At 70.1% G+C, this 19,867-nt stretch carries 14 protein-coding genes, 2 rRNA genes and 1 pseudogene; 14 read left to right on the forward strand and 3 right to left on the reverse strand.

Annotation, left to right across the window (positions count from 1 at the left end):
- Nucleotides 1-280: 280 nt before the first annotated feature.
- The 4 genes and pseudogenes from OG522_RS28835 to OG522_RS28850 all read left to right on the forward strand — a co-directional run bounded on the left by OG522_RS28835 (nt 281) and on the right by OG522_RS28850 (nt 6,142).
- A 23S ribosomal RNA gene (locus OG522_RS28835) occupies nt 281-3,405 on the forward strand.
- Nucleotides 3,406-3,510: 105 nt separating this feature from the next.
- Nucleotides 3,511-3,627 (forward strand): 5S ribosomal RNA (rrf, locus tag OG522_RS28840).
- A gap of 700 nt (nt 3,628-4,327) precedes the next feature.
- Nucleotides 4,328-5,173, forward strand: a pseudogene (locus OG522_RS41275) (hypothetical protein); the annotation flags it as partial.
- 87 nt (nt 5,174-5,260) lie between these two features.
- The gene (locus OG522_RS28850; protein ID WP_443074847.1) at nt 5,261-6,142 is read left to right on the forward strand and encodes a tetratricopeptide repeat protein; all 882 of its coding nucleotides are present in this window, start codon (nt 5,261-5,263) and stop codon (nt 6,140-6,142) included.
- A gap of 109 nt (nt 6,143-6,251) precedes the next feature.
- Here the strand turns inward: OG522_RS28850 and OG522_RS28855 are convergent, their stop codons facing one another.
- A complete protein-coding gene (locus OG522_RS28855; RefSeq protein WP_329465940.1) occupies nt 6,252-7,535 on the reverse strand; it encodes a DUF1015 domain-containing protein in 1,284 nt (427 codons plus the stop codon).
- A 71-nt stretch (nt 7,536-7,606) separates the two neighbouring features.
- Between OG522_RS28855 and OG522_RS28860 the strand changes: the two genes are divergently transcribed.
- The 4 genes from OG522_RS28860 (at nt 7,607) to OG522_RS28875 (ending at nt 11,683) form a co-directional block, all read left to right on the forward strand.
- Entirely contained in the window at nt 7,607-8,641 is a 1,035-nt protein-coding gene (locus OG522_RS28860) for an HAD-IIA family hydrolase (protein ID WP_329465941.1), read from the forward strand.
- Between the two features lie 65 nt (nt 8,642-8,706).
- Entirely contained in the window at nt 8,707-9,762 is a 1,056-nt protein-coding gene (locus OG522_RS28865) for a FecCD family ABC transporter permease (RefSeq protein WP_443074848.1), read from the forward strand.
- Entirely contained in the window at nt 9,759-10,787 is a 1,029-nt protein-coding gene (locus OG522_RS28870; protein ID WP_329465942.1) for a FecCD family ABC transporter permease, read from the forward strand. The genes OG522_RS28865 and OG522_RS28870 overlap by 4 nt, the downstream gene beginning before the upstream one ends.
- An 89-nt stretch (nt 10,788-10,876) precedes the next feature.
- Nucleotides 10,877-11,683: an ABC transporter ATP-binding protein gene (locus tag OG522_RS28875; protein WP_329465943.1), complete on the forward strand. Its 807-nt coding sequence runs from the start codon at nt 10,877-10,879 to the stop codon at nt 11,681-11,683.
- A 276-nt stretch (nt 11,684-11,959) separates the two neighbouring features.
- Here the strand turns inward: OG522_RS28875 and OG522_RS28880 are convergent, their stop codons facing one another.
- Nucleotides 11,960-12,307: an SCP2 sterol-binding domain-containing protein gene (locus OG522_RS28880; RefSeq protein WP_329465944.1), complete on the reverse strand. Its 348-nt coding sequence runs from the start codon at nt 12,305-12,307 to the stop codon at nt 11,960-11,962.
- A 42-nt stretch (nt 12,308-12,349) separates the two neighbouring features.
- Between OG522_RS28880 and OG522_RS28885 the strand changes: the two genes are divergently transcribed.
- The 3 genes from OG522_RS28885 to OG522_RS28895 are packed head-to-tail and all read left to right on the forward strand — an operon-like array spanning nt 12,350 to nt 14,485.
- Complete coding sequence (locus tag OG522_RS28885; protein ID WP_443074760.1) at nt 12,350-12,700, forward strand: hypothetical protein; 351 nt, start codon at nt 12,350-12,352, stop codon at nt 12,698-12,700.
- Between the two features lie 49 nt (nt 12,701-12,749).
- A complete protein-coding gene (locus tag OG522_RS28890) occupies nt 12,750-13,565 on the forward strand; it encodes a TlyA family RNA methyltransferase (RefSeq protein ID WP_329465946.1) in 816 nt (271 codons plus the stop codon).
- Nucleotides 13,562-14,485, forward strand: a complete 924-nt coding sequence (locus tag OG522_RS28895) for an NAD kinase (protein WP_329465947.1) — start codon at nt 13,562-13,564, stop codon at nt 14,483-14,485. Before OG522_RS28890 ends, OG522_RS28895 begins: the two co-directional genes overlap by 4 nt.
- 21 nt (nt 14,486-14,506) lie before the next feature.
- Here OG522_RS28895 and OG522_RS28900 read toward each other — a convergent pair whose 3' ends face one another.
- Nucleotides 14,507-15,859, reverse strand: a complete 1,353-nt coding sequence (locus OG522_RS28900) for an FtsX-like permease family protein (RefSeq protein WP_329465948.1) — start codon at nt 15,857-15,859, stop codon at nt 14,507-14,509.
- Between the two features lie 151 nt (nt 15,860-16,010).
- On the opposite strand from OG522_RS28900, the gene recN reads away from it, so the two are divergent.
- The 3 genes from recN (at nt 16,011) to OG522_RS28915 (ending at nt 19,854) form a co-directional block, all read left to right on the forward strand.
- A complete protein-coding gene (recN, locus tag OG522_RS28905) occupies nt 16,011-17,747 on the forward strand; it encodes a DNA repair protein RecN (RefSeq protein ID WP_329465949.1) in 1,737 nt (578 codons plus the stop codon).
- Nucleotides 17,748-17,794: 47 nt separating this feature from the next.
- On the forward strand, nt 17,795-18,517 hold the full coding sequence (locus tag OG522_RS28910; RefSeq protein WP_329465950.1) for a hypothetical protein: 723 nt from the start codon (nt 17,795-17,797) through the stop codon (nt 18,515-18,517).
- A 257-nt stretch (nt 18,518-18,774) separates the two neighbouring features.
- A complete protein-coding gene (locus tag OG522_RS28915; RefSeq protein ID WP_329465951.1) occupies nt 18,775-19,854 on the forward strand; it encodes a glycosyltransferase family 4 protein in 1,080 nt (359 codons plus the stop codon).
- The last annotated feature ends 13 nt before the right edge of the window (nt 19,855-19,867 follow it).

Here is a 19,867-nt window from a genome sequence, read left to right on the forward strand (position 1 = left end):
GCACAGCACCGTCTGCAGACAAATGTTCTGCACGGTCAGCTCATGGGTGGAACGTTGACTATTCGGCGCTCTTGGTCAACTCGGGCCGCTAGTACTGCTCTTCGGAGCGTGGAACACGGAACGAGGCGATGGAGAGGGCCGGGCACGCTGTTGGGTATCTGAAGGCACGGGCTTTGCCTGTTGGTCTTCGGTCGCCGGCCCCAGTGAACTCCACTGCATGGTGGGGGTGATGGGTGGCTGGTCGTTGTTTGAGAACTGCACAGTGGACGCGAGCATCTGTGGCCAAGTTTTTAAGGGCGCACGGTGGATGCCTTGGCACCAGGAACCGATGAAGGACGTGGGAGGCCACGATAGTCCCCGGGGAGCCGTCAACCAGGCTTTGATCCGGGGGTTTCCGAATGGGGAAACCCGGCAGTCGTCATGGGCTGTCACCCATACCTGAACACATAGGGTATGTGGAGGGAACGAGGGGAAGTGAAACATCTCAGTACCCTCAGGAAGAGAAAACAACCGTGATTCCGGGAGTAGTGGCGAGCGAAACCGGATGAGGCCAAACCGTATGCGTGTGATACCCGGCAGGGGTTGCGCATGCGGGGTTGTGGGATCTCTCTTTCACAGTCTGCCGGCTGTGAGGCGAGTCAGAAACCGTTGGTGTAGGCGAAGGACATGCGAAAGGTCCGGCGTAGAGGGTAAGACCCCCGTAGCTGAAACATCAACGGCTCGTTTGAGAGACACCCAAGTAGCACGGGGCCCGAGAAATCCCGTGTGAATCTGGCGGGACCACCCGCTAAGCCTAAATATTCCCTGGTGACCGATAGCGGATAGTACCGTGAGGGAATGGTGAAAAGTACCGCGGGAGCGGAGTGAAATAGTACCTGAAACCGTGTGCCTACAAGCCGTGGGAGCGTCGCTGTATGTGCTTGCACATGCAGTCGTGACTGCGTGCCTTTTGAAGAATGAGCCTGCGAGTTAGCGGTGTGTAGCGAGGTTAACCCGTGTGGGGAAGCCGTAGCGAAAGCGAGTCCGAATAGGGCGTTTGAGTTGCACGCTCTAGACCCGAAGCGGAGTGATCTAGCCATGGGCAGGTTGAAGCGGCTGTAAGAGGTCGTGGAGGACCGAACCCACCAGGGTTGAAAACCTGGGGGATGACCTGTGGTTAGGGGTGAAAGGCCAATCAAACTCCGTGATAGCTGGTTCTCCCCGAAATGCATTTAGGTGCAGCGTCGTGTGTTTCTTGCCGGAGGTAGAGCACTGGATAGGCGATGGGCCCTACCGGGTTACTGACCTTAGCCAAACTCCGAATGCCGGTAAGTGAGAGCGCGGCAGTGAGACTGTGGGGGATAAGCTCCATGGTCGAGAGGGAAACAGCCCAGAGCATCGACTAAGGCCCCTAAGCGTACGCTAAGTGGGAAAGGATGTGGAGTCGCAGAGACAACCAGGAGGTTGGCTTAGAAGCAGCCACCCTTGAAAGAGTGCGTAATAGCTCACTGGTCAAGTGATTCCGCGCCGACAATGTAGCGGGGCTCAAGCGTACCGCCGAAGTCGTGTCATTCATACGTATAGGGCCAACGCCTGTATGGATGGGTAGGGGAGCGTCGTGTGCCGGGTGAAGCTGCAGCGGAAGCTAGTGGTGGACGGTTCACGAGTGAGAATGCAGGCATGAGTAGCGATACACACGTGAGAAACGTGTGCGCCGATTGACTAAGGGTTCCTGGGTCAAGCTGATCTGCCCAGGGTAAGTCGGGACCTAAGGCGAGGCCGACAGGCGTAGTCGATGGACAACCGGTTGATATTCCGGTACCCGCTTTGAAACGCCCAATATCGAATCAGACGATGCTAAGCCCGTGAAGCCGCCCTGATCTCTTCGGAGTTGAGGGGAGTGGTGGAGCCGGTGACCCGGATCTGTAGTAGGTAAGCGATGGGGTGACGCAGGAAGGTAGTCCAGCCCGGGCGGTGGTTGTCCCGGGGTAAGGGTGTAGGACGTTGTCTAGGCAAATCCGGACAACACATAGTCTGAGACCTGATGCCGAGCCGATTGTGGTGAAGTGGATGATCCTATGCTGTCGAGAAAAGCCTCTAGCGAGTTTCATGGCGGCCCGTACCCTAAACCGACTCAGGTGGTCAGGTAGAGAATACCGAGGCGTTCGGGTGAACTATGGTTAAGGAACTCGGCAAAATGCCCCCGTAACTTCGGGAGAAGGGGGGCCATCACTGGTGATCCGATTTACTCGGTGAGCTGGGGGTGGCCGCAGAGACCAGCGAGAAGCGACTGTTTACTAAAAACACAGGTCCGTGCGAAGCCGTAAGGCGATGTATACGGACTGACGCCTGCCCGGTGCTGGAACGTTAAGGGGACCGGTTAGTGATCTTTCGGGGTTGCGAAGCTGAGAACTTAAGCGCCAGTAAACGGCGGTGGTAACTATAACCATCCTAAGGTAGCGAAATTCCTTGTCGGGTAAGTTCCGACCTGCACGAATGGCGTAACGACTTCTCGACTGTCTCAACCATAGGCCCGGTGAAATTGCACTACGAGTAAAGATGCTCGTTTCGCGCAGCAGGACGGAAAGACCCCGGGACCTTTACTACAGTTTGATATTGGTGTTCGGTTCGGCTTGTGTAGGATAGGTGGGAGACTTTGAAGCGGCCACGCCAGTGGTTGTGGAGTCGTCGTTGAAATACCACTCTGGTCGTGCTGGATGTCTAACCTCGGTCCGTGATCCGGATCAGGGACAGTGTCTGATGGGTAGTTTAACTGGGGCGGTTGCCTCCTAAAGAGTAACGGAGGCGCCCAAAGGTTCCCTCAGCCTGGTTGGCAATCAGGTGTTGAGTGTAAGTGCACAAGGGAGCTTGACTGTGAGACCGACGGGTCGAGCAGGGACGAAAGTCGGGACTAGTGATCCGGCGGTGGCTTGTGGAAGCGCCGTCGCTCAACGGATAAAAGGTACCCCGGGGATAACAGGCTGATCTTCCCCAAGAGTCCATATCGACGGGATGGTTTGGCACCTCGATGTCGGCTCGTCGCATCCTGGGGCTGGAGTCGGTCCCAAGGGTTGGGCTGTTCGCCCATTAAAGCGGTACGCGAGCTGGGTTTAGAACGTCGTGAGACAGTTCGGTCCCTATCCGCTGCGCGCGCAGGAACATTGAGAAGGGCTGTCCCTAGTACGAGAGGACCGGGACGGACGAACCTCTGGTGTGCCAGTTGTCCTGCCAAGGGCATGGCTGGTTGGCTACGTTCGGAAAGGATAACCGCTGAAAGCATCTAAGCGGGAAGCCTGCTTCGAGATGAGTGTTCCCACCTCCTTGAGAGGGTAAGGCTCCCAGTAGACGACTGGGTTGATAGGCCAGATGTGGAAGCCTCGTAAGGGGTGGAGCTGACTGGTACTAATAGGCCGAGGGCTTGTCCTCAGTTGCTCGCGTCCACTGTGTTTGTTCTGAAGCAACGAACAGTTGCTGGTTGAGCAGAACCCACTTAATTGAAAAGTGTGCTTGTTCGCTCGAAACCGATAGGGTTTCGGTGGTCATAGCGTTAGGGAAACGCCCGGTTACATTCCGAACCCGGAAGCTAAGCCTTTCAGCGCCGATGGTACTGCAGGGGGGACCCTGTGGGAGAGTAGGACGCCGCCGAACAATATTTCAGGACCCTTGGTCCCAGCGTTCACGCTGGGACCAAGGGTCCTTTTGTTTTTTCTCTTGTTTTTTCCGAAGCGCGTCGGGCAGCCGACTGCGCGAGAATGACTGCAGTACCCGAAGACTAGGAGTCACGATGTCCACCAACTCTCCCGACGATCGTCCGGAGCGCGAGCCGCGCCGCCAGGACGGTGGCGACCGGGGCGGCTACCGCGGTGGTCGAGACGATCGCGGCCCGCGACGTGACAACGACCGCGGTGGCTACGGCGGGCGTCGTGACGACAGTCGTGGTGGATCCTCCACCGGCGGGTACCCCCGTCGTGACGACCGTGGCGGTCGTCCGGCCGGTAGCGGCAGCTCGTACGGCCGTCGTGACGATCGTCCGGCCCCGCGTCGTGACGATGACCGTGGTGGGTTCCGCCGCGACGACAACCGCGGTGGATCCTCCGGCGGTGGTTTCCGCCGTGACGACAGTCGTGGTGGGTCCTCCGGCGGTGGCAGCTCGTACGGTCGTCGTGATGACCGTCCGGCCCCGCGTCGGGACGACAACCGTGCTGGGTCCTCCGGCGGCGGCTATGGCCGTCGTGATGACCGTCCCGCTCCGCGTCGTGATGACGACCGTGGCGGCTTCCGCCGCGACGACAACCGAGGCGGATCCTCCGGTGGCTACGGTCGTCGCGATGACCGTCCGGCCCCGCGTCGCGACGATGACCGTGGCGGCTTCCGCCGCGATGAGCGTTCCGCCCCGCGTCGTGATGACGATCGTGGTGGGTTCCGTCGGGACGACAACCGCGGTGGGTCCTCCGGCGGTGGTTTCCGTCGTGATGACAACCGTGGTGGCGGCAGCTCGTACGGTCGTCGTGATGACCGTCCGGCCCCGCGTCGTGATGACGATCGTGGTGGGTTCCGTCGGGACGACAACCGCGGTGGGTCTTCCAGCGGTGGTTTCCGTCGCGACGACAACCGTGGTGGGTCCTCCGGCGGCTACGGTCGTCGTGACGATCGTCCGGCTCCGCGTCGTGATGACGATCGTGGTGGGTTCCGTCGGGACGACAACCGCGGTGGGTCCTCCGGCGGTGGTTTCCGTCGCGACGACAACCGTGGTGGGTCCTCCGGCGGCTACGGTCGTCGTGATGACCGTCCGGCCCCGCGTCGTGATGATGACCGTGGCGGGTTCCGTCGTGATGAGCGTCCGGCTCCGCGCCGTGATGATGACCGTGGCGGGTTCCGTCGTGATGAGCGTCCCGCGCCGCGTCGCGATGATGACCGTGGCGGGTTCCGTCGTGATGAGCGTCCGGCTCCGCGCCGTGATGACGACCGTGGCGGCTTCCGTCGTGATGAGCGTCCCGCGCCGCGTCGCGATGATGACCGTGGTGGTTACGGTCGTCGTGACGATCGTCCGGCTCCGCGCCGTGACGATGACCGTGGTGGGTTCCGCCGTGACGACCGTGGCGACCGGGGTGGGTACCGCGGGCGGGACGACCGGCGCGATGACCGGGGTCGTGACGACCGCGGTGGCTACGGGCGTCGCGACGACCGGGACCGGGATCGTGACCGCGAGCCGATCAAGCGGCTGCCGATCGACGAAGACGTCACCGGCAACGAGATCGACGAGGACGTGCGTCAGGAGCTGATGAGCCTGCCCAAGGGTCTCGCCGAGGACGTGGCGAGCAACCTGGTGATGGTGGCTCGGCTCATCGACGAGGAGCCCGAGCAGGCGTACGCGTACTCGCGCGTCGCGCTTCGGCTCGCCTCCCGGGTGGCCGCCGTTCGCGAGGCCGCCGGGTTCGCGGCGTACGCCACGCAGAAGTACTCGGAGGCGCTGGCGGAGTTCCGTGCCGCGCGTCGGATGACCGGTTCCGTCGAGCTGTGGCCCGTCATGGCCGACTGCGAGCGCGGTCTCGGCCGTCCCGAGCGGGCGCTGACGATGGCCGGCGAGCCCGAGGTGCAGAAGCTCGACAAGGCCGGGCAGGTCGAGATGCGGCTGGTCGTGGCCGGTGCGCGCCGGGACCTGGGGCAGCTGGACGCCGCCATTGTCACCCTGCAGAGCCCGGAGCTCGCTTCGAACTCCGTACAGCCGTGGACTCCGCGACTGCGCTACGCGTACGCCGACGCCCTGCTGGCCGCCGGCCGCGAGGACGAGGCCCGCGAGTGGTTCGCCAAGGCCCTCGAAGCGGACAAGGACGGCTCGACCGACGCCTCCGACCGGCTCGCCGAGCTGGACGGTGTCGACTTCGTGGACGCCATGGTCGAGGACGACGCCGAAGTCGATGAGGTCGTGGCGGAGCCGCTCGGCGCCGACGACGTGCGCGACGAGCCCGAGTTCGACGACGAGGGCGAAGACGAGGACGACTTCGAGGGCGACGACGCCGATGCCGTGCACGAGGCCGATGTCGTGCGCGACGCCGATGTTGTCCGCGACGCCGATGTCGTCCGGGACGCCGAAGTCGTGGACGCCGACCTTGAGGAGCCCGCTCGGGACGAGTCCGTTCCGCCGATCTCCAAGGACGCCTGACAACTCAGGGCGACTGAAGGCGACTGAGGCGGACGGCTGACGTCCGACTGGTGAAAGAGGCGGCATCCCCACACCGGGGGTGCCGCCTCTTCGCGTCCGTGGTGGGCGGTCAGTTCACCGTCAGGCTGCGCAGGACCAGGCCCGTGGCGGGCTTGGGGCCGAAGGACGTCGACTTGCGGGGCATGGTGACGCCCTGTCGTGCCAGGTCCCGTACGACCTCCTCGCGCACCGGATGCATCAGGACGGCCGTCTTGTCGTGCCGTTCCGCCTGTTCGACGGCGGCCGCGGTGTCGTGGATGTACGCGATGTCGTCGGGGGTGTCGGGGATGTCCCAGATGGCGTCGAGCAGGGTCGAGTGGAGGACCGTGGCGTCCAGGGAGCGCCAGGCCGGCGGCCGGTCCTCGCGGATCGTGCGGGCGAGCAGGGACTGGTCCGGCTGGTCCAGGAGGTGGAAGCGGCCGTCCCCGGCCAGCAGGAAGGCGTTGCCTTCGGACGCGGCCTCGGCGAGCGTCTCCAGGGCGCGGGCGAGCGGGACCTCAAGGGTGCGGATGCGGAAGGCGGCGGAGTCGGCGACCGCGGCGAGGGCCTTGGACACCGGGAGGCGGTGCAGGAGGCGGTGGATCGCGCGGACGCGGAGCGGGTAGCGAGCCGTGTCGACGAGGAGGACCAGACCGAAGTCCCAGGGGCCCGGCGAGGTCTGCTCGTCGCGCAGCCGGAGGTAGGTGGCCCAGCGGTGGTGGCCGTCGGCGATGACCGCCTGGTGGGTCGCGAGGTCGGCCTGGACCTCCGCGACTTCGGCCGGATCCGTGAGCGCCCACAGCCGGTGGCGGAAGCCGTCCTCCGTGGTGGTGCGCAGGAGCGGCTCGCGCAGGACGGCGCGCTCGATGACGGCGGTCGCTCCGGTCGGGGCGCTGCTGCCGTGGTAGGTCAGGAGCAGCGGTTCGAGATGGGCGGCGATGGTCCGCATCAGTGCCGCGCGGTCCTCTACGACGTGGGGCATGACGTCCTCGTGGGGCAGGACGATGCCGGCGGCCGGTTCGGAGAGGGCCAGCGCGCCGATGAGACCGCGCTGGAGTATGCCGTCGCCCTCCTGCTCGTAGACGTACACGGCGGGTTCGGGGTCCGGTGCGAGGACGCCCTCGTCCAGCCAGTCGTCCAGGGTCAGGGCGGCCTGCTGGTTGCGGGCCGCGGGGGAGGCGGCCTGCGGAAGGATCAGCCTGACGATGTTGTAGGGATCCGCCGACTCCAGGTGGAGCAGTCCGTCGGGGCGTACGACCACGTCGTACGGCGGCGAGGTCACGGCGGCGAGGCTGCCGACCCGCTCGGGGACATAGCGCAGTCCGCGGAACGGGATCAGGCGCAGCCCGAGGTCCGCACGCCCAGTTGTGCTCATCTGTGCATGGTAAGTGGGGTGTGGGCATGCGCGATGATCGGGGCAGAGTATCGAACGAGGAGTGGATGAAGATGAGCCAGACCGGCCGGACGATGCCGCGCGGCAGCGCCGAGGCGCTGAACGAGGCCTACGACACGGCTCTGCTGGATCTGGACGGGGTGGTGTACGCGGGCGGTGCCGCGATCGCGCATGCCGTCGAGGCGCTCGGTGTGGCCCGGGACGGCGGGATGCACCTGGCGTACGTGACCAATAACGCGCTGCGGACGCCGGACGCGGTCGCCGCGCACCTCACGGACCTCGGCGTGCCCGCGGAGCCGGGCGACGTGATCACCTCGGCGCAGGCGGTGGCCCGCCTTGTGTCCGACCAACTGCCGCAGGGATCAAGGGTGTTGCTGATCGGTGGTGAGGGCCTGCGGGTGGCGCTGCTGGAGCGCGGCCTCGTACCGGTGGATTCGGCGGACGACGATCCGGCCGCGGTGGTGCAGGGGTACGGCGGTCCCGACATCACGTGGGGGAGGTTCGCGGAGGCCTCCTACGCGGTGGCCCGCGGGGTGCCGTGGTTCGCGTCCAACACCGATCTGACGATTCCCAGCGGGCGGGGGATCGCGCCGGGGAACGGGGCGGCCGTCGAGGTCGTACGCATCGCCACGGGTGCCGAGCCGCAGGTCGCGGGCAAGCCGTTGCCGCCGATGCACCGCGAGACGGTGCTGCGGACGGGGGCGAAGAAGCCGCTGGTGGTGGGGGACCGGCTCGACACGGACATCGAGGGCGCGTTCAACGGCGGAGTGGACTCGCTGCTCGTGCTGACCGGGGTGACGGACGGCGCCCAGCTCCTGGCCGCGCGGCCCGAGCACCGGCCCACCTTCGTGGACGCCGATCTGCGGGGCCTGCTCACCGGGCAGCCTGAAGTGGCTGGAAATGACGGGTTGTTCGAGTGTGGCGGGTGGGCCGCTTCCGTGCGCACGGAGTCCGGCGAGTTTGTGCTCGAAGGCGACGGGAACGCGATGGACGGGCTCAGGGCGTTGTGCGCGGCCGCCTGGTCGCACGCGGGGGACGGCGTGTGCGCGCTGGACCCGGCGAAGGCGCTGGCGCGACTGGGGCTTTGAGCCGGGACGGCCGAGTGAGGGGGCAACTTCGAGCCAGCGCAGGGTAGGCTAACCTAAGTTGCGTGTTGGTAGACAGCCCTCCTCAGCCGCGCGACGGGACCACCGCCGCGCCCCCGGCCCCGACCGCGAAGCGACGTGCGGCGCGCGCCGCGGGTCTGCTCGTGTCCGTGGGCGCGCTGGCGCTCGTCGCCGTCGCCAGCGTCGCGATCGGCGCGAAACCCATGCCGCTCGGCGATGTCTGGCACGGCCTCTTCCACGGCTCGGGCACCGCCAATGACGTACTCGTGCACGATGTGCGGGTACCGCGGACGCTGCTCGGTCTGCTCGTGGGTGCCGCGCTCGGGGTCGCGGGCGCGGTCATGCAGGCCCTCACCCGCAACCCGCTCGCCGAACCCGGCATCCTCGGCGTCAACGCGGGCGCGGCGGCGGCCGTCGTCTCCGCCATCAGCTTCCTCGGTGTCAACTCGCTCACCGGATATGTGTGGTTCGCGTTTCTCGGCGCGGGTGTGGTGTCGGCCGCCGTGTACCTCCTCGGTGGCAGCCGGGCCGCGACGCCCGTGCGGCTCGCGCTCGCGGGGACGGCGGCGAGCGCCGCGCTCTACGGCTACATCAACGCCGTCCAGCTCACCGACTCCGCCGCACTGAACCAGCTGAGGTTCTGGCAGGTCGGCTCGCTGGCCGCGGCCGACATGGCGACCGTCACCAAGGTCGCGCCGTTCGTCCTCGCCGGACTCGTCGTCGCCCTGCTGCTCGCGCGGCCGCTCAACGCGATGGCCATGGGCGACGACACGGCACGCGCGCTCGGCGCCCATCTGACCCGGACCCGCATCGCCTCGATGCTCGTGATCACCCTGCTGTGCGGGGCCGCGACCGCGGCCTGCGGGCCGATCGTGTTCATCGGGCTGATGGTCCCGCACATCGTCCGCGCCATCACCGGGCCCGACCTGCGGTGGATCCTGCCGTACGCGGCCGTGCTCTCGCCCGTTCTGCTGCTGGGCTCCGACGTGATCGGGCGGATCATCACCCGGCCCGCCGAACTCCAGGTCGGCATCGTCACCGCGCTCATCGGCGGACCCGTGTTCATCCATCTCGTCCGGCGCAAGAGGATGGCCCAACTGTGAAGGCGATACGTACCCCCGGCGGCCTCTCCTTCCGGGCCGAGCCGCGCGCGCTGGCCGTGGTCGCCGGGCTCGCCGTGCTGGCGCTCGCGGCCGCGGTCGTCCTGATCGGCACCGGCGACTTCGCCATCGCGCCCGCCGACGTCGTGCGCACCCTGGCCGGATCGGGCACGAGCGCGCAGGACTTCATCATCAACGAACTGCGGCTGCCGCGCGTCCTGGTGGCGCTGCTCGTGGGGGCCTCGCTCGGCATCTCGGGCGCGCTCTTCCAGTCCATCTCCCGCAATCCGCTGGGCAGTCCGGACGTCATCGGCTTCGGCCAGGGCTCCTCGGTAGGCGCGCTCGCCGTCATCGTGTTCTTCCACGGCGGCGCGGTCGCCGTCTCGCTGGGGGCGCTGGTCGGCGGCCTAGCGACCGGGGTCGCCGTCTACCTGCTGGCGTGGAAGAAGGGCGTGCACGGCTACCGCCTGGTGCTCGTGGGCATCGGCGCGGCCGCGATGCTGACCGCCTGCATCCACTATCTGCTCACCAAGTCGAGCCTGGTCGACGCCACCCGCTCGATGGTGTGGCTCACCGGCTCGCTCGACGGGCGCGACTGGGCGCAGGTCTGGCCACTGCTCGCGCTGTTCGCGGTGCTGCTTCCGCTGGTCCTCGCGTACGGGCGTCCGCTGCGGATGCTGGAGATGGGCGACGACGCGGCGCACGCGCTCGGCGTGCCGGTGCAGCGAACCCGCACCGTGCTGATGCTCGCCGCCGTCCTGCTCAACGCATCGGCGACCGCGGCGGCCGGGCCGATCTCCTTCGTCGCGCTGACCGCGCCGCAGCTGGCCCGCCGGCTGACCCGGGCCACCGGGCCCAACATCCTTGCCTCCGCCTGCATGGGCGCAGCCCTCCTGGTCGTCGCCGACTGGGCCGCGCAGCAGTTGTTCGGCGAGAGCACGCTGCCGGTGGGGGTGCTGACGGGGATGGTCGGCGGTGTGTATCTGCTGTGGCTCCTCGTCACCGAACGCAAGGCGGGGCGGATATGAGCCGCACGCCATCCGCTCTCCCCAACTCACCTGTCACATCGGGTACTTGGCCCGCCTCTCCGTCCCGTTCCTCCTCCAGGAGTACGCGCATGCAGCGCCTCAGCGCCGAGTCGGTCACCCTTGGCTACGACCAGCGGGTGATCGCCGAAGACCTGTCGGTCGAGATCCCGGACCACTCGTTCACCGTGATCGTCGGGCCCAACGCCTGCGGCAAGTCGACGCTGCTGCGGGCGCTGTCGCGGATGCTCAAGCCGAGCCAGGGGCGGGTGCTGCTCGACGGGCGGTCCATCCACTCGCTGCCCGCGAAGAAGGTCGCCAGGACGCTCGGGCTGCTCCCGCAGTCCTCGATCGCGCCGGACGGGATCACCGTGGGCGACTTGGTGGCGCGCGGTCGCTACCCGCACCAGGGGCTGCTGCGGCAGTGGTCGCCCGAGGACGAGCGCATCGTGCAGGAGTCGATGGACGCGACGGGGGTGGGCGGTCTCGGCGAGCGGTACGTCGATGAGCTGTCCGGCGGGCAGCGCCAGCGGGTCTGGATCGCCATGGCGCTGGCCCAGCAGACGCCGCTGCTGCTGCTCGACGAGCCGACGACGTTCCTCGACATCCAGCACCAACTGGAGGTCCTCGATCTGTGCGCGGAGTTGCACGAGGAGCAGGGGCGCACCCTGGTCGCGGTGCTGCACGACCTCAACCAGGCGGCGCGTTACGCCACGCACCTCATCGCGATGCGGGACGGGCGGGTCGTGGCGGAGGGGGCGCCGTCCTCGGTTGTCACGGCGGAGCTGGTCGAGCGGGTCTTCGGGGTGCGGTGCCAGGTGATTCCCGACCCTGAGACGGGGACGCCGCTGGTGGTGCCGGCGGCTCGGCGCGGGGCGGGCGCGGTGGTGGCCGGCTGAGTTTCTTCCCCACCCCGCCCCTTCCCGAGACCCTCCGGGGGTGGGGGGTGAGGCTGGTTCTCCGGGGCTTCTGCCCCAGACCCCTGTTCGCGCGCGGAGGCCAGGGGGACCCCGGGCCTCAGCCCCTCTTCGTCTGCGGATCGTGCGGGCGCACTCGCGCAGTTCCCCGCGCCCCTGGCGGCACCGTGTGCGGCCGGTTCGCACGGTGAAGTGGGGCTGGGGGCGCGCGGAGACCGCGCGATTCGGTACCCCGTCCGCACGGGAAAAGGCGGTGGGTCAGAGTAGGGCGCGGAGGCGGAGTAGGTCTCGGAAGCCGGCTTCCAGGCGGACTCTGCCCGATGCCCACGCCTTCGCGAAGTTCAGCTCGCCGTTGACCAGGGCCACCAAATCGTCGCCCTTCATCGACAGGCGGATCTGGGCCTTGTCGACCGGCGGGCCGGGCCTCGTGTCGCGGACCTCGATGCGGCCGTCCTGGAGGCGGCCCGCGAACGTGACGTCGAGGTCCGTGATGTGGCAGGTCAGCGAGCGGTCCAGCGCGGCGGCGGCATGAACCTCGCCATTCGCCCGCGCCATGCTGTCCGAAAGTCTGTCGAGTGCGCCGCGGCACTCCTGAGTGGTCGCCATCGTGATCGACCGTACCGCAGGGCTTCGCGGTAGCGTCTTGGCATGAGCGACCCGATGCCGCGCCCCGAGCTGGAATCCGAGCCGGAATCCAGGGTGGAATCCGAGAGGGATCCCAGGATGGAATCCGAGAGGGATCGCGCTGCCGAGGCGGTCGGCCCCTCGCCCTTGGACGTATCCCGTGCTCCCACCGGCGACGCCGGGGTCGACGCGCTGGTCCAGCGGCTCGGGGACGTCGACCACCTCGGTACCCAGGAGCATCTGGAGGTGTACGAGGATGTACACCGGGGGCTCCGCGACGCGCTGACCGCGCTGGACGCCCGCCAGGGGCCGCCCGCCCCGGGCGGACCGGGAACCTCCGCGCCCGCCCACCCGTTGGCGGACCACCGCCCCTAGCGGCCCACCGGGCCGCCGTGACACTACGACAACAGGAGCTGAACCGAACGTGGCAGGAGTGGCACGCCGCCGCCTCGACGCCGAGCTGGTGCGCCGGAAGCTCGCGCGGTCGCGCGAGCACGCCGCCCAGCTGATCGCCGCGGGGCGGGTGAGCGTCGGCAAGACCGTCGCCACCAAATCCGCCACCCAGGTCGAGACCGCCGCCGCGATCGTGGTGGTGGACGACGACAGCGATCCGGACTACGTCTCGCGCGGCGGCCACAAGCTGGCCGGAGCGTTCGCGGCCTTCGTGCCGCAGGGACTGAAGATCGAGGGGCGCCGGGCGCTGGACGCCGGGGCGTCGACCGGTGGCTTCACCGATGTGCTGCTGCGCGCCGGAGCCGGACACGTCGTGGCTGTCGACGTCGGCTACGGACAGCTCGCCTGGTCCCTTCAGAGTGACGACCGGGTCACCGTGAAGGACCGTACGAACGTACGCGAGTTGACGCTCGACGACATCGACGGGCAGCCCGCGGACCTCGTGGTCGGCGACCTCTCCTTCATCGCGCTCGGCCTGGTGCTGCCGGCCCTCGTGCGGTGTTCGGCGCCCGACGCGGACCTGGTCCTCATGGTCAAGCCGCAGTTCGAGATCGGCAAGGAACGGCTCGGCAGCGGGGGCGTCGTGCGCAGCCCCGAGCTGCGCGCCGAGACCGTACGCACCGTGGCGGCCCAGGCGGCCGGCCTGGGGCTCGGGGTGGTCGGTGTCACCGCCAGCCCGCTGCCCGGCCCCTCCGGCAACGTCGAGTACTTTCTGTGGCTGCGGGCCGGGGCGCCCGCGCTCGATCCCGCGGACGTCGACCGCGCAGTGGCGGAGGGACCTCGTTGAGCTCGTCGGAGAACGCGCAGAACACAGCGGCACGCACTGTCTTCCTGCTCGCCCACACCGGACGGCCCGCCGCCATCCGCAGCGCGGAGCTGGTGGTACGGGGGCTGCTGCGCAGCGGCATCGGGGTGCGGGTGCTGCGGGCGGAGGCGGCGGACCTGCCGCTGCCCGCCGACGCGGAGATCGTCGAGGACGCCATCCCCGAGTGCCTCGACGCCTGTGAACTGCTCATCGTCCTGGGCGGTGACGGCACCCTGCTGCGCGGCGCCGAGCTCGCCCGCGCGTCCGGCGTGCCGATGCTCGGCGTCAACCTGGGCCGGGTCGGCTTCCTCGCGGAGGCCGAGCGCGACGACCTGGACAAGGTGGTCGACCGGGTGGTGACCCGGGCGTACGAGGTCGAGGAGCGGATGACCCTCGACGTCGTCGTGCGCAACAACGGCGATGTGGTGCACCAGGACTGGGCCCTGAACGAGGCCGCCGTCCAGAAGGTCTCGCCCGAGCGGATGCTGGAGGTGGTCCTGGAGATCGACGGCCGTCCGGTGACCGGCTTCGGCTGCGACGGCATCGTCTGCGCGACCCCGACCGGCTCGACCGCGTACGCCTTCTCGGCGGGCGGGCCCGTGGTGTGGCCCGAGGTCGAGGCGCTGCTCATGGTGCCGATCAGCGCGCACGCGCTGTTCGCCAAGCCGCTGGTCACCTCGCCCACCTCGGTGCTCGCGGTCGAGGTGCAGCCGCACACGCCGCACGGCGTGCTGTGGTGCGACGGGCGGCGCACGGTCGAACTCCCTTCGGGCGCACGGGTGGAAGTGCGCCGGGGTGCCGTTCCGGTCCGGCTCGCCCGGCTGCACCACGCCTCGTTCACCGACCGACTGGTCGCCAAGTTCGCGCTGCCGGTGTCGGGTTGGCGCGGCGCGCCGCACTGAGCCCTCCGGCGCGGGCGGGCCTCAGGACGCGGCCAGTGTCGTGATCGCCCGCCGGCGCAGGGCCGCCCGCACCGGAAGCCCCGTGGCCAGCAGGGCGAGCAGCAAGGTGGCGCCCGCCATGCCGAGCGCGGTCGGCCACGGCAGATACGGGACCCAGGATCCGAAGGCGGCCGTCAGCATCGGGGCCAGGGTTGCCAGGGCGACCCCCGTGCCGAGCGACAGCGCCGTGGCGGCGACGATGCCCGCCTCCCAGGCGGCCATCGAGCGGACCTGTCCCGGCAGGGCGCCGACCACCCTCAGCAGGGCGAGGTCGCGGCGCCGCTCGAAGGAGATCATCGCCAGGGTGTTCGCCGCGGCGATCGCGGCGAAGCCCGCGTAGAGACCGGTGCCGAAGTAGTCCAGCCAGACGGAACCCGGGCTGCCCGCCGACCCCGTGTAGTGGGCCGCCGTCGTATGCGTCGCGATCTTGGTGAGGCCGAAGCCGGTCACCAGGACCAGCGGAACCACCGCGGCCGAGAAGCGGCGCGGCTGCGAGCGGACGTTGAGCACGGCCAGGCGCGCGCTGCCGCCGAACCGGCGGGCCGGCGCCGCCACCAGGCGGGCCGCGGGACCGACGACCTTCGGGCCGAGCAGCCCCGTGCCGACGCAGAACAGCAGCAGTACGAGGAACGAGGCCTGCGCCGCGCGGTCCGACGACTGGTGGGCCAGGGACACCGACAGGGCGCCGCCGCCCACCACCGCCAGCACGCCCAGCAGCGCCCGGACCCTGCCCAGCTCACGCCGGCCCGCCACGGCCTCCTCCAGGGCCCGCGCGGGTCGCATCAAGGACACGCGCAGCGAGGCGAGGAGGGCGGCGAGCGCCGAGGTGACCACGGCGACGGCCAGGCAGACGGGCAGCGCGAGCCACGTGAAGCGGTAGCCCACCTCGGCCGGGACCAGAGCGTGGTCGCGCAGCCCGGCGAACCAGACCCGGCCCAACAGGCCGCCGCCGAGCAGGAAACCGGCAAGCGCGGCCGGCCCCGCGGTGGCGACCGCCTGGACCACCACGGCACGCCGCACCTGACGGGGCCGGGCGCCGATGGCCCGCACCAGCGCGAGCTCGCGGTGCTGCTGGGCCACCGCGGTGCCCATCGTCGATGCGATCACGAAAATCGACATGTAGATGGATCCGATCAGCATCACGACGGCCATGTCGCCGATGTCGTTGGCCGCCAGCACGGCCCGCGCCCCTGCGGACAGGCCGTCCGCCGACGTGCTGACCAGCAGGGTCATCGAGGCGCTCACCACGGTCGCGGCGAACAGCGCGGCCACGAACGTCCCGGCGAGCGCCGGGCGGTGGCCGCGCAGGGCGGAACGGACCAGTCCTGTACTCATGTCGTCGAGCCTGGCGGGGAGGGTGGCACCAGGACCATCCGGCGGGCCTCCCGATCATGGTGGGGCTTTCCCCCGCACCGACGGTTGGGGCCCCACGAGAGGGTGACGGCACGGGGGGCGTCGCAATCAGGGCCCCGGACCTCGTAAGGTCATGTCCGTGTTGGAGGAGATGCGGATACGGTCGCTCGGGGTCATCGACGACGCGGTGGTCGAGCTGTCGCCCGGTTTCACCGCGGTGACCGGCGAGACCGGCGCGGGCAAGACCATGGTCGTCACGAGCCTGGGGCTGCTGCTCGGCGGGCGGGCCGACCCCGCGCTCGTGCGGATCGGCGCCAAGGCGGCGGTCGTCGAGGGGCGGATCGCGCTGCGGCCCGGCAGTTCGGCGGTGCTCCGGGCCGAGGAGGCCGGGGCCGAGCTGGACGAGGGCGCGCTGCTGGTCAGCCGTACCGTCTCGGCGGAGGGCCGCTCGCGGGCGTTCCTCGGCGGGCGGTCGGTGCCGGTCGGCGTGCTCGCCGAACTCGCCGACGAGCTCGTCGCGGTGCACGGCCAGACCGACCAGCAGGGCCTGCTGCGCCCGGCCCGGCAGCGCGAGGCCCTCGACCGGTACGCAGGTGACGCGGTGGCCGGCCCGCTGGCCAAGTACGCGGAGGCTTATCGGCGGCTGCGGGCGGTCGCCGGCGAGCTTGAGGAGCTGACCACGCGGGCGCGCGAGCGTGCCCAGGAGGCCGATCTGCTGCGGTTCGGGCTCGATGAGATCGCCGCCGTGGAGCCGCTGCCCGGCGAGGACGCCGAACTCGCGGCCGAGGCCGGCCGGCTCGGGCACGCCGAGGCGCTCGCCTCGGCGGCCGCCGTCGCGCACGCCGCGCTGGCCGGCAACCCCGAGGACCCCGAGAGCGTGGACGCGACGACACTGGTCGCCGGCGCGCACCGGGCCCTGGAGGCTGTGCGGTCCCACGACCCCGCGCTGGCCGCGCTCGCCGAGCGCATCGGCGAGGTCGCGATCCTGCTCGGCGACGTGGCGGGCGAGCTCGCCGGATACGCCGACGACCTGGACGCCGACCCGCTGCGGCTGGCCGCCGTGGAGGAGCGCAGGGCCGCCCTGACCGCGCTGACGCGTAAGTACGGCGAGGACATCGCGGCCGTGCTCGCCTGGGCGCAGGAGGGCTCGGCGCGGTTGACCGAGCTCGACGGCGACGACGGCCGGATCGAGGAACTCACTGCCGAGCGGGACGGTCTGAGGAGCGAACTGTCCGTCCTGGCGCAGGAGTTGACGGACGCCAGGACCGAGGCCGCGGCCCGGTTCGCCGAGGCCGTCACGGCCGAGCTCGCCTCCCTCGCGATGCCGCACGCACGGGTGTCGTTCGCGGTCGGCCAGAGCGAGGATCCCGAGGGCGTCGAGGTCGGCGGCCGCACCGTCGCCTACGGCCCGACCGGCGCCGACGAAGTGGAGCTGCTGCTCGCCCCGCACCCCGGTGCGCCGGCCCGGCCGATCGCCAAGGGTGCCTCCGGCGGTGAGCTCTCGCGCGTGATGCTCGCCGTGGAAGTCGTCTTCGCGGGCACGGACCCGGTGCCGACGTACCTCTTCGACGAGGTCGACGCGGGCGTCGGCGGCAAGGCGGCGGTCGAGATCGGCCGTCGGCTCGCCAAGCTCGCCAAGTCGGCGCAGGTCGTGGTGGTGACGCACCTGCCGCAGGTGGCGGCGTTCGCGGACCGCCAGCTCCTCGTGGAGAAGACCAACGACGGCACCGTCACCCGGTCCGGCGTCACGGTCCTGGAGGGTGAGGACCGGGTGCGCGAGCTGTCGCGCATGCTGGCCGGCCAGGAGGACTCCGAGACGGCCCGCGCCCACGCCGAGGAACTGCTCGCCACCGCCCGCGCCGACGGGTAGTCGCCTGCCGCCCGGCGCCCCCGGGAGGCTTTCGTAGGGTGGCCGGTATGGCTGATGTGATGCGTGGGATCAGGACGTTCGGCGTTGCGGGGGCGGTGGCGCGGGGCGTCGGCGCGGGGCTCAGGACCCGGCGGGACGAGCGGTTCGAGCGTACGAACTACGCGGGGCGGACGGTCGACCTGTACGCCGGACCCGCCGTCGCGCTCGGCTCCCTCGCCGCGGCCGCGACGCTGCGGACCCGGACGGCCGGGCTCCTCGCCATCGGCGCGGGCGCGCTGTGCGGGGCGTACGACGATGTCCGCAAGGACCACCGGCGCGGCTTCCGGGACCATCTCGGGGCGTTGAGGGGTGGCGAAGTCACCAGCGGCGCGGTCAAGTTGATCGGGATCGGGGGCGCCGGTCTGCTCGCCGGGGCGCTGCTCAAGGAGCGGCCCGTCGACAAGGTGCTCGCCGGGGTGGTCGTGGCCGGGACCGCGCACCTCGTCAACCTGCTGGACGTGCGCCCCGGACGGGCCACCGGCGCCGTCCTGGCGCTCGGCGCCCCCGGCCTGCTGCGCGGGCCCGAGGCGGCCGTGCCGATGGGGGCCGCGGCCGCCGTGCTCGCCGACGACCTCGGCGAGCGCACGATGATCGGCGACAGCGGCGCGCATGCCCTGGGCGCGGCGCTCGGGGTCGCCATCGCCACCGGCAACCGGCGGGTCGGGCTCGCCCTGCACGCCGCCGGTCTGCTCGCGGCAGCGGGCTGGGCGGAGTCCCGCATCCCGCGGTAGAGCTCCGCCGGGTGGTGGGTGTCCGGCCGTGTGCGGTCGTGGCCGGTCGTGCGTTTCCCCGCGCTCCTTTCGGGGCGCGGGCGCTCGCCCGGTGCGCGGTTTCGTTCACCCGTGTGGGTGTTTTGGGCGCGTGGATCTGCCCGGCGCGACACGGAAGGAACCTCCGGGCGGTGCCGGAACGTCCGTACGGACTGGCATCCTTGGCCGGGAAGCATCGACCTCCACCGCCGACTCGGCCGCTCCGGGAGCCTGTTCACGTGTCACAGCTGCGTACGGTCCAAGTGCTGGGCGGCGGCAGCGCGGGCAGCAGCGCGCACGTCAGGTCGCTCGCGGCCGGCCTGGTCGCCCGGGGCGTACGCGTCACCGTCTGTGCCCCCGCCGAACTGGAGCGGGAGTACGACTTCCCCGCGGCCGGCGCCCACTTCGTGCCCGTCTCGCGGCGCGCCGATCCGATGGCGGTCGGTGCGCTGCGGGCCGCCTGTGCGGGCGCCGACGTCGTCCACGCGCACGGGCTGCACGCCGCCGTCCGGGCCGTCCTGGCGCTGCGCGGCAGGAAGGGCGTGCCGCTGGTCGTCACCTGGCACACCCGCGCGCACGCCGAGGGCGCCCGCGGCCAGGTACTCGCCCTGCTGGAACGACGCGTCTCGAAGGCCGCCGCGGTGGTGCTCGCCACCTCCTCCGACCTGGTCGACCGGGCCCGGTACCGGGGCGCGAGGGACGCCCGGCTCGCCCCGGTCGCGGTACCCGCGCCCCGTCCGGCGCCCGGTCCGCCCGACGGTAAGGCGCGGGCCGAACTCGGCGCCGTGGACCGGCCGTTGCTCATGGCGGTGGGAAGTCTGGCCGAACACCGCGGCTACGACGTGCTCCTGGACGCGGCCCACACCTGGCGGGACCTCTACCCCGCGCCGCTGCTCGTCATCGCCGGGGAGGGGCCCGAGCGGGCCGCGTTGCAGCGCAGGATCGAGGCGGAGTCCCTGCCGGTCCGGCTCGTCGGGCGGCGCGACGACATCACCGAACTGCTCGCCGCCGCCGACGTCGCGGTCCTGCCGAGCCGCTGGGAGGCCCGCTCGCTGCTCGCCCAGGACGCGCTCAGGCTCGGTGTGCCGCTGGTCGCCACGGCGGTGGGCGGCGTGCCGGAACTGGTGGGGGAGGCGGCGGTGCTCGTCCCGTACGGAGACGCCGGGGCGCTTGCGGACGCGGCTCTGCGGCTGCTCGCGGACCCTCAGGCGCGCCGCGAGCTGGCCGAGGCCGGCCGGGCCCAAGCCGAGACCTGGCCCACGGAGGACGAAACGGTTGCTCAAGTCCTCGCCGTCTACGACGAGTTGGTGGGCCTCTGAGCTGCGCGGGAGG

Origin of the sequence: Streptomyces sp. NBC_01431 (assembly GCF_036231355.1) — a bacterium.
Taxonomy (GTDB): Bacteria; Actinomycetota; Actinomycetes; order Streptomycetales; family Streptomycetaceae; genus Streptomyces.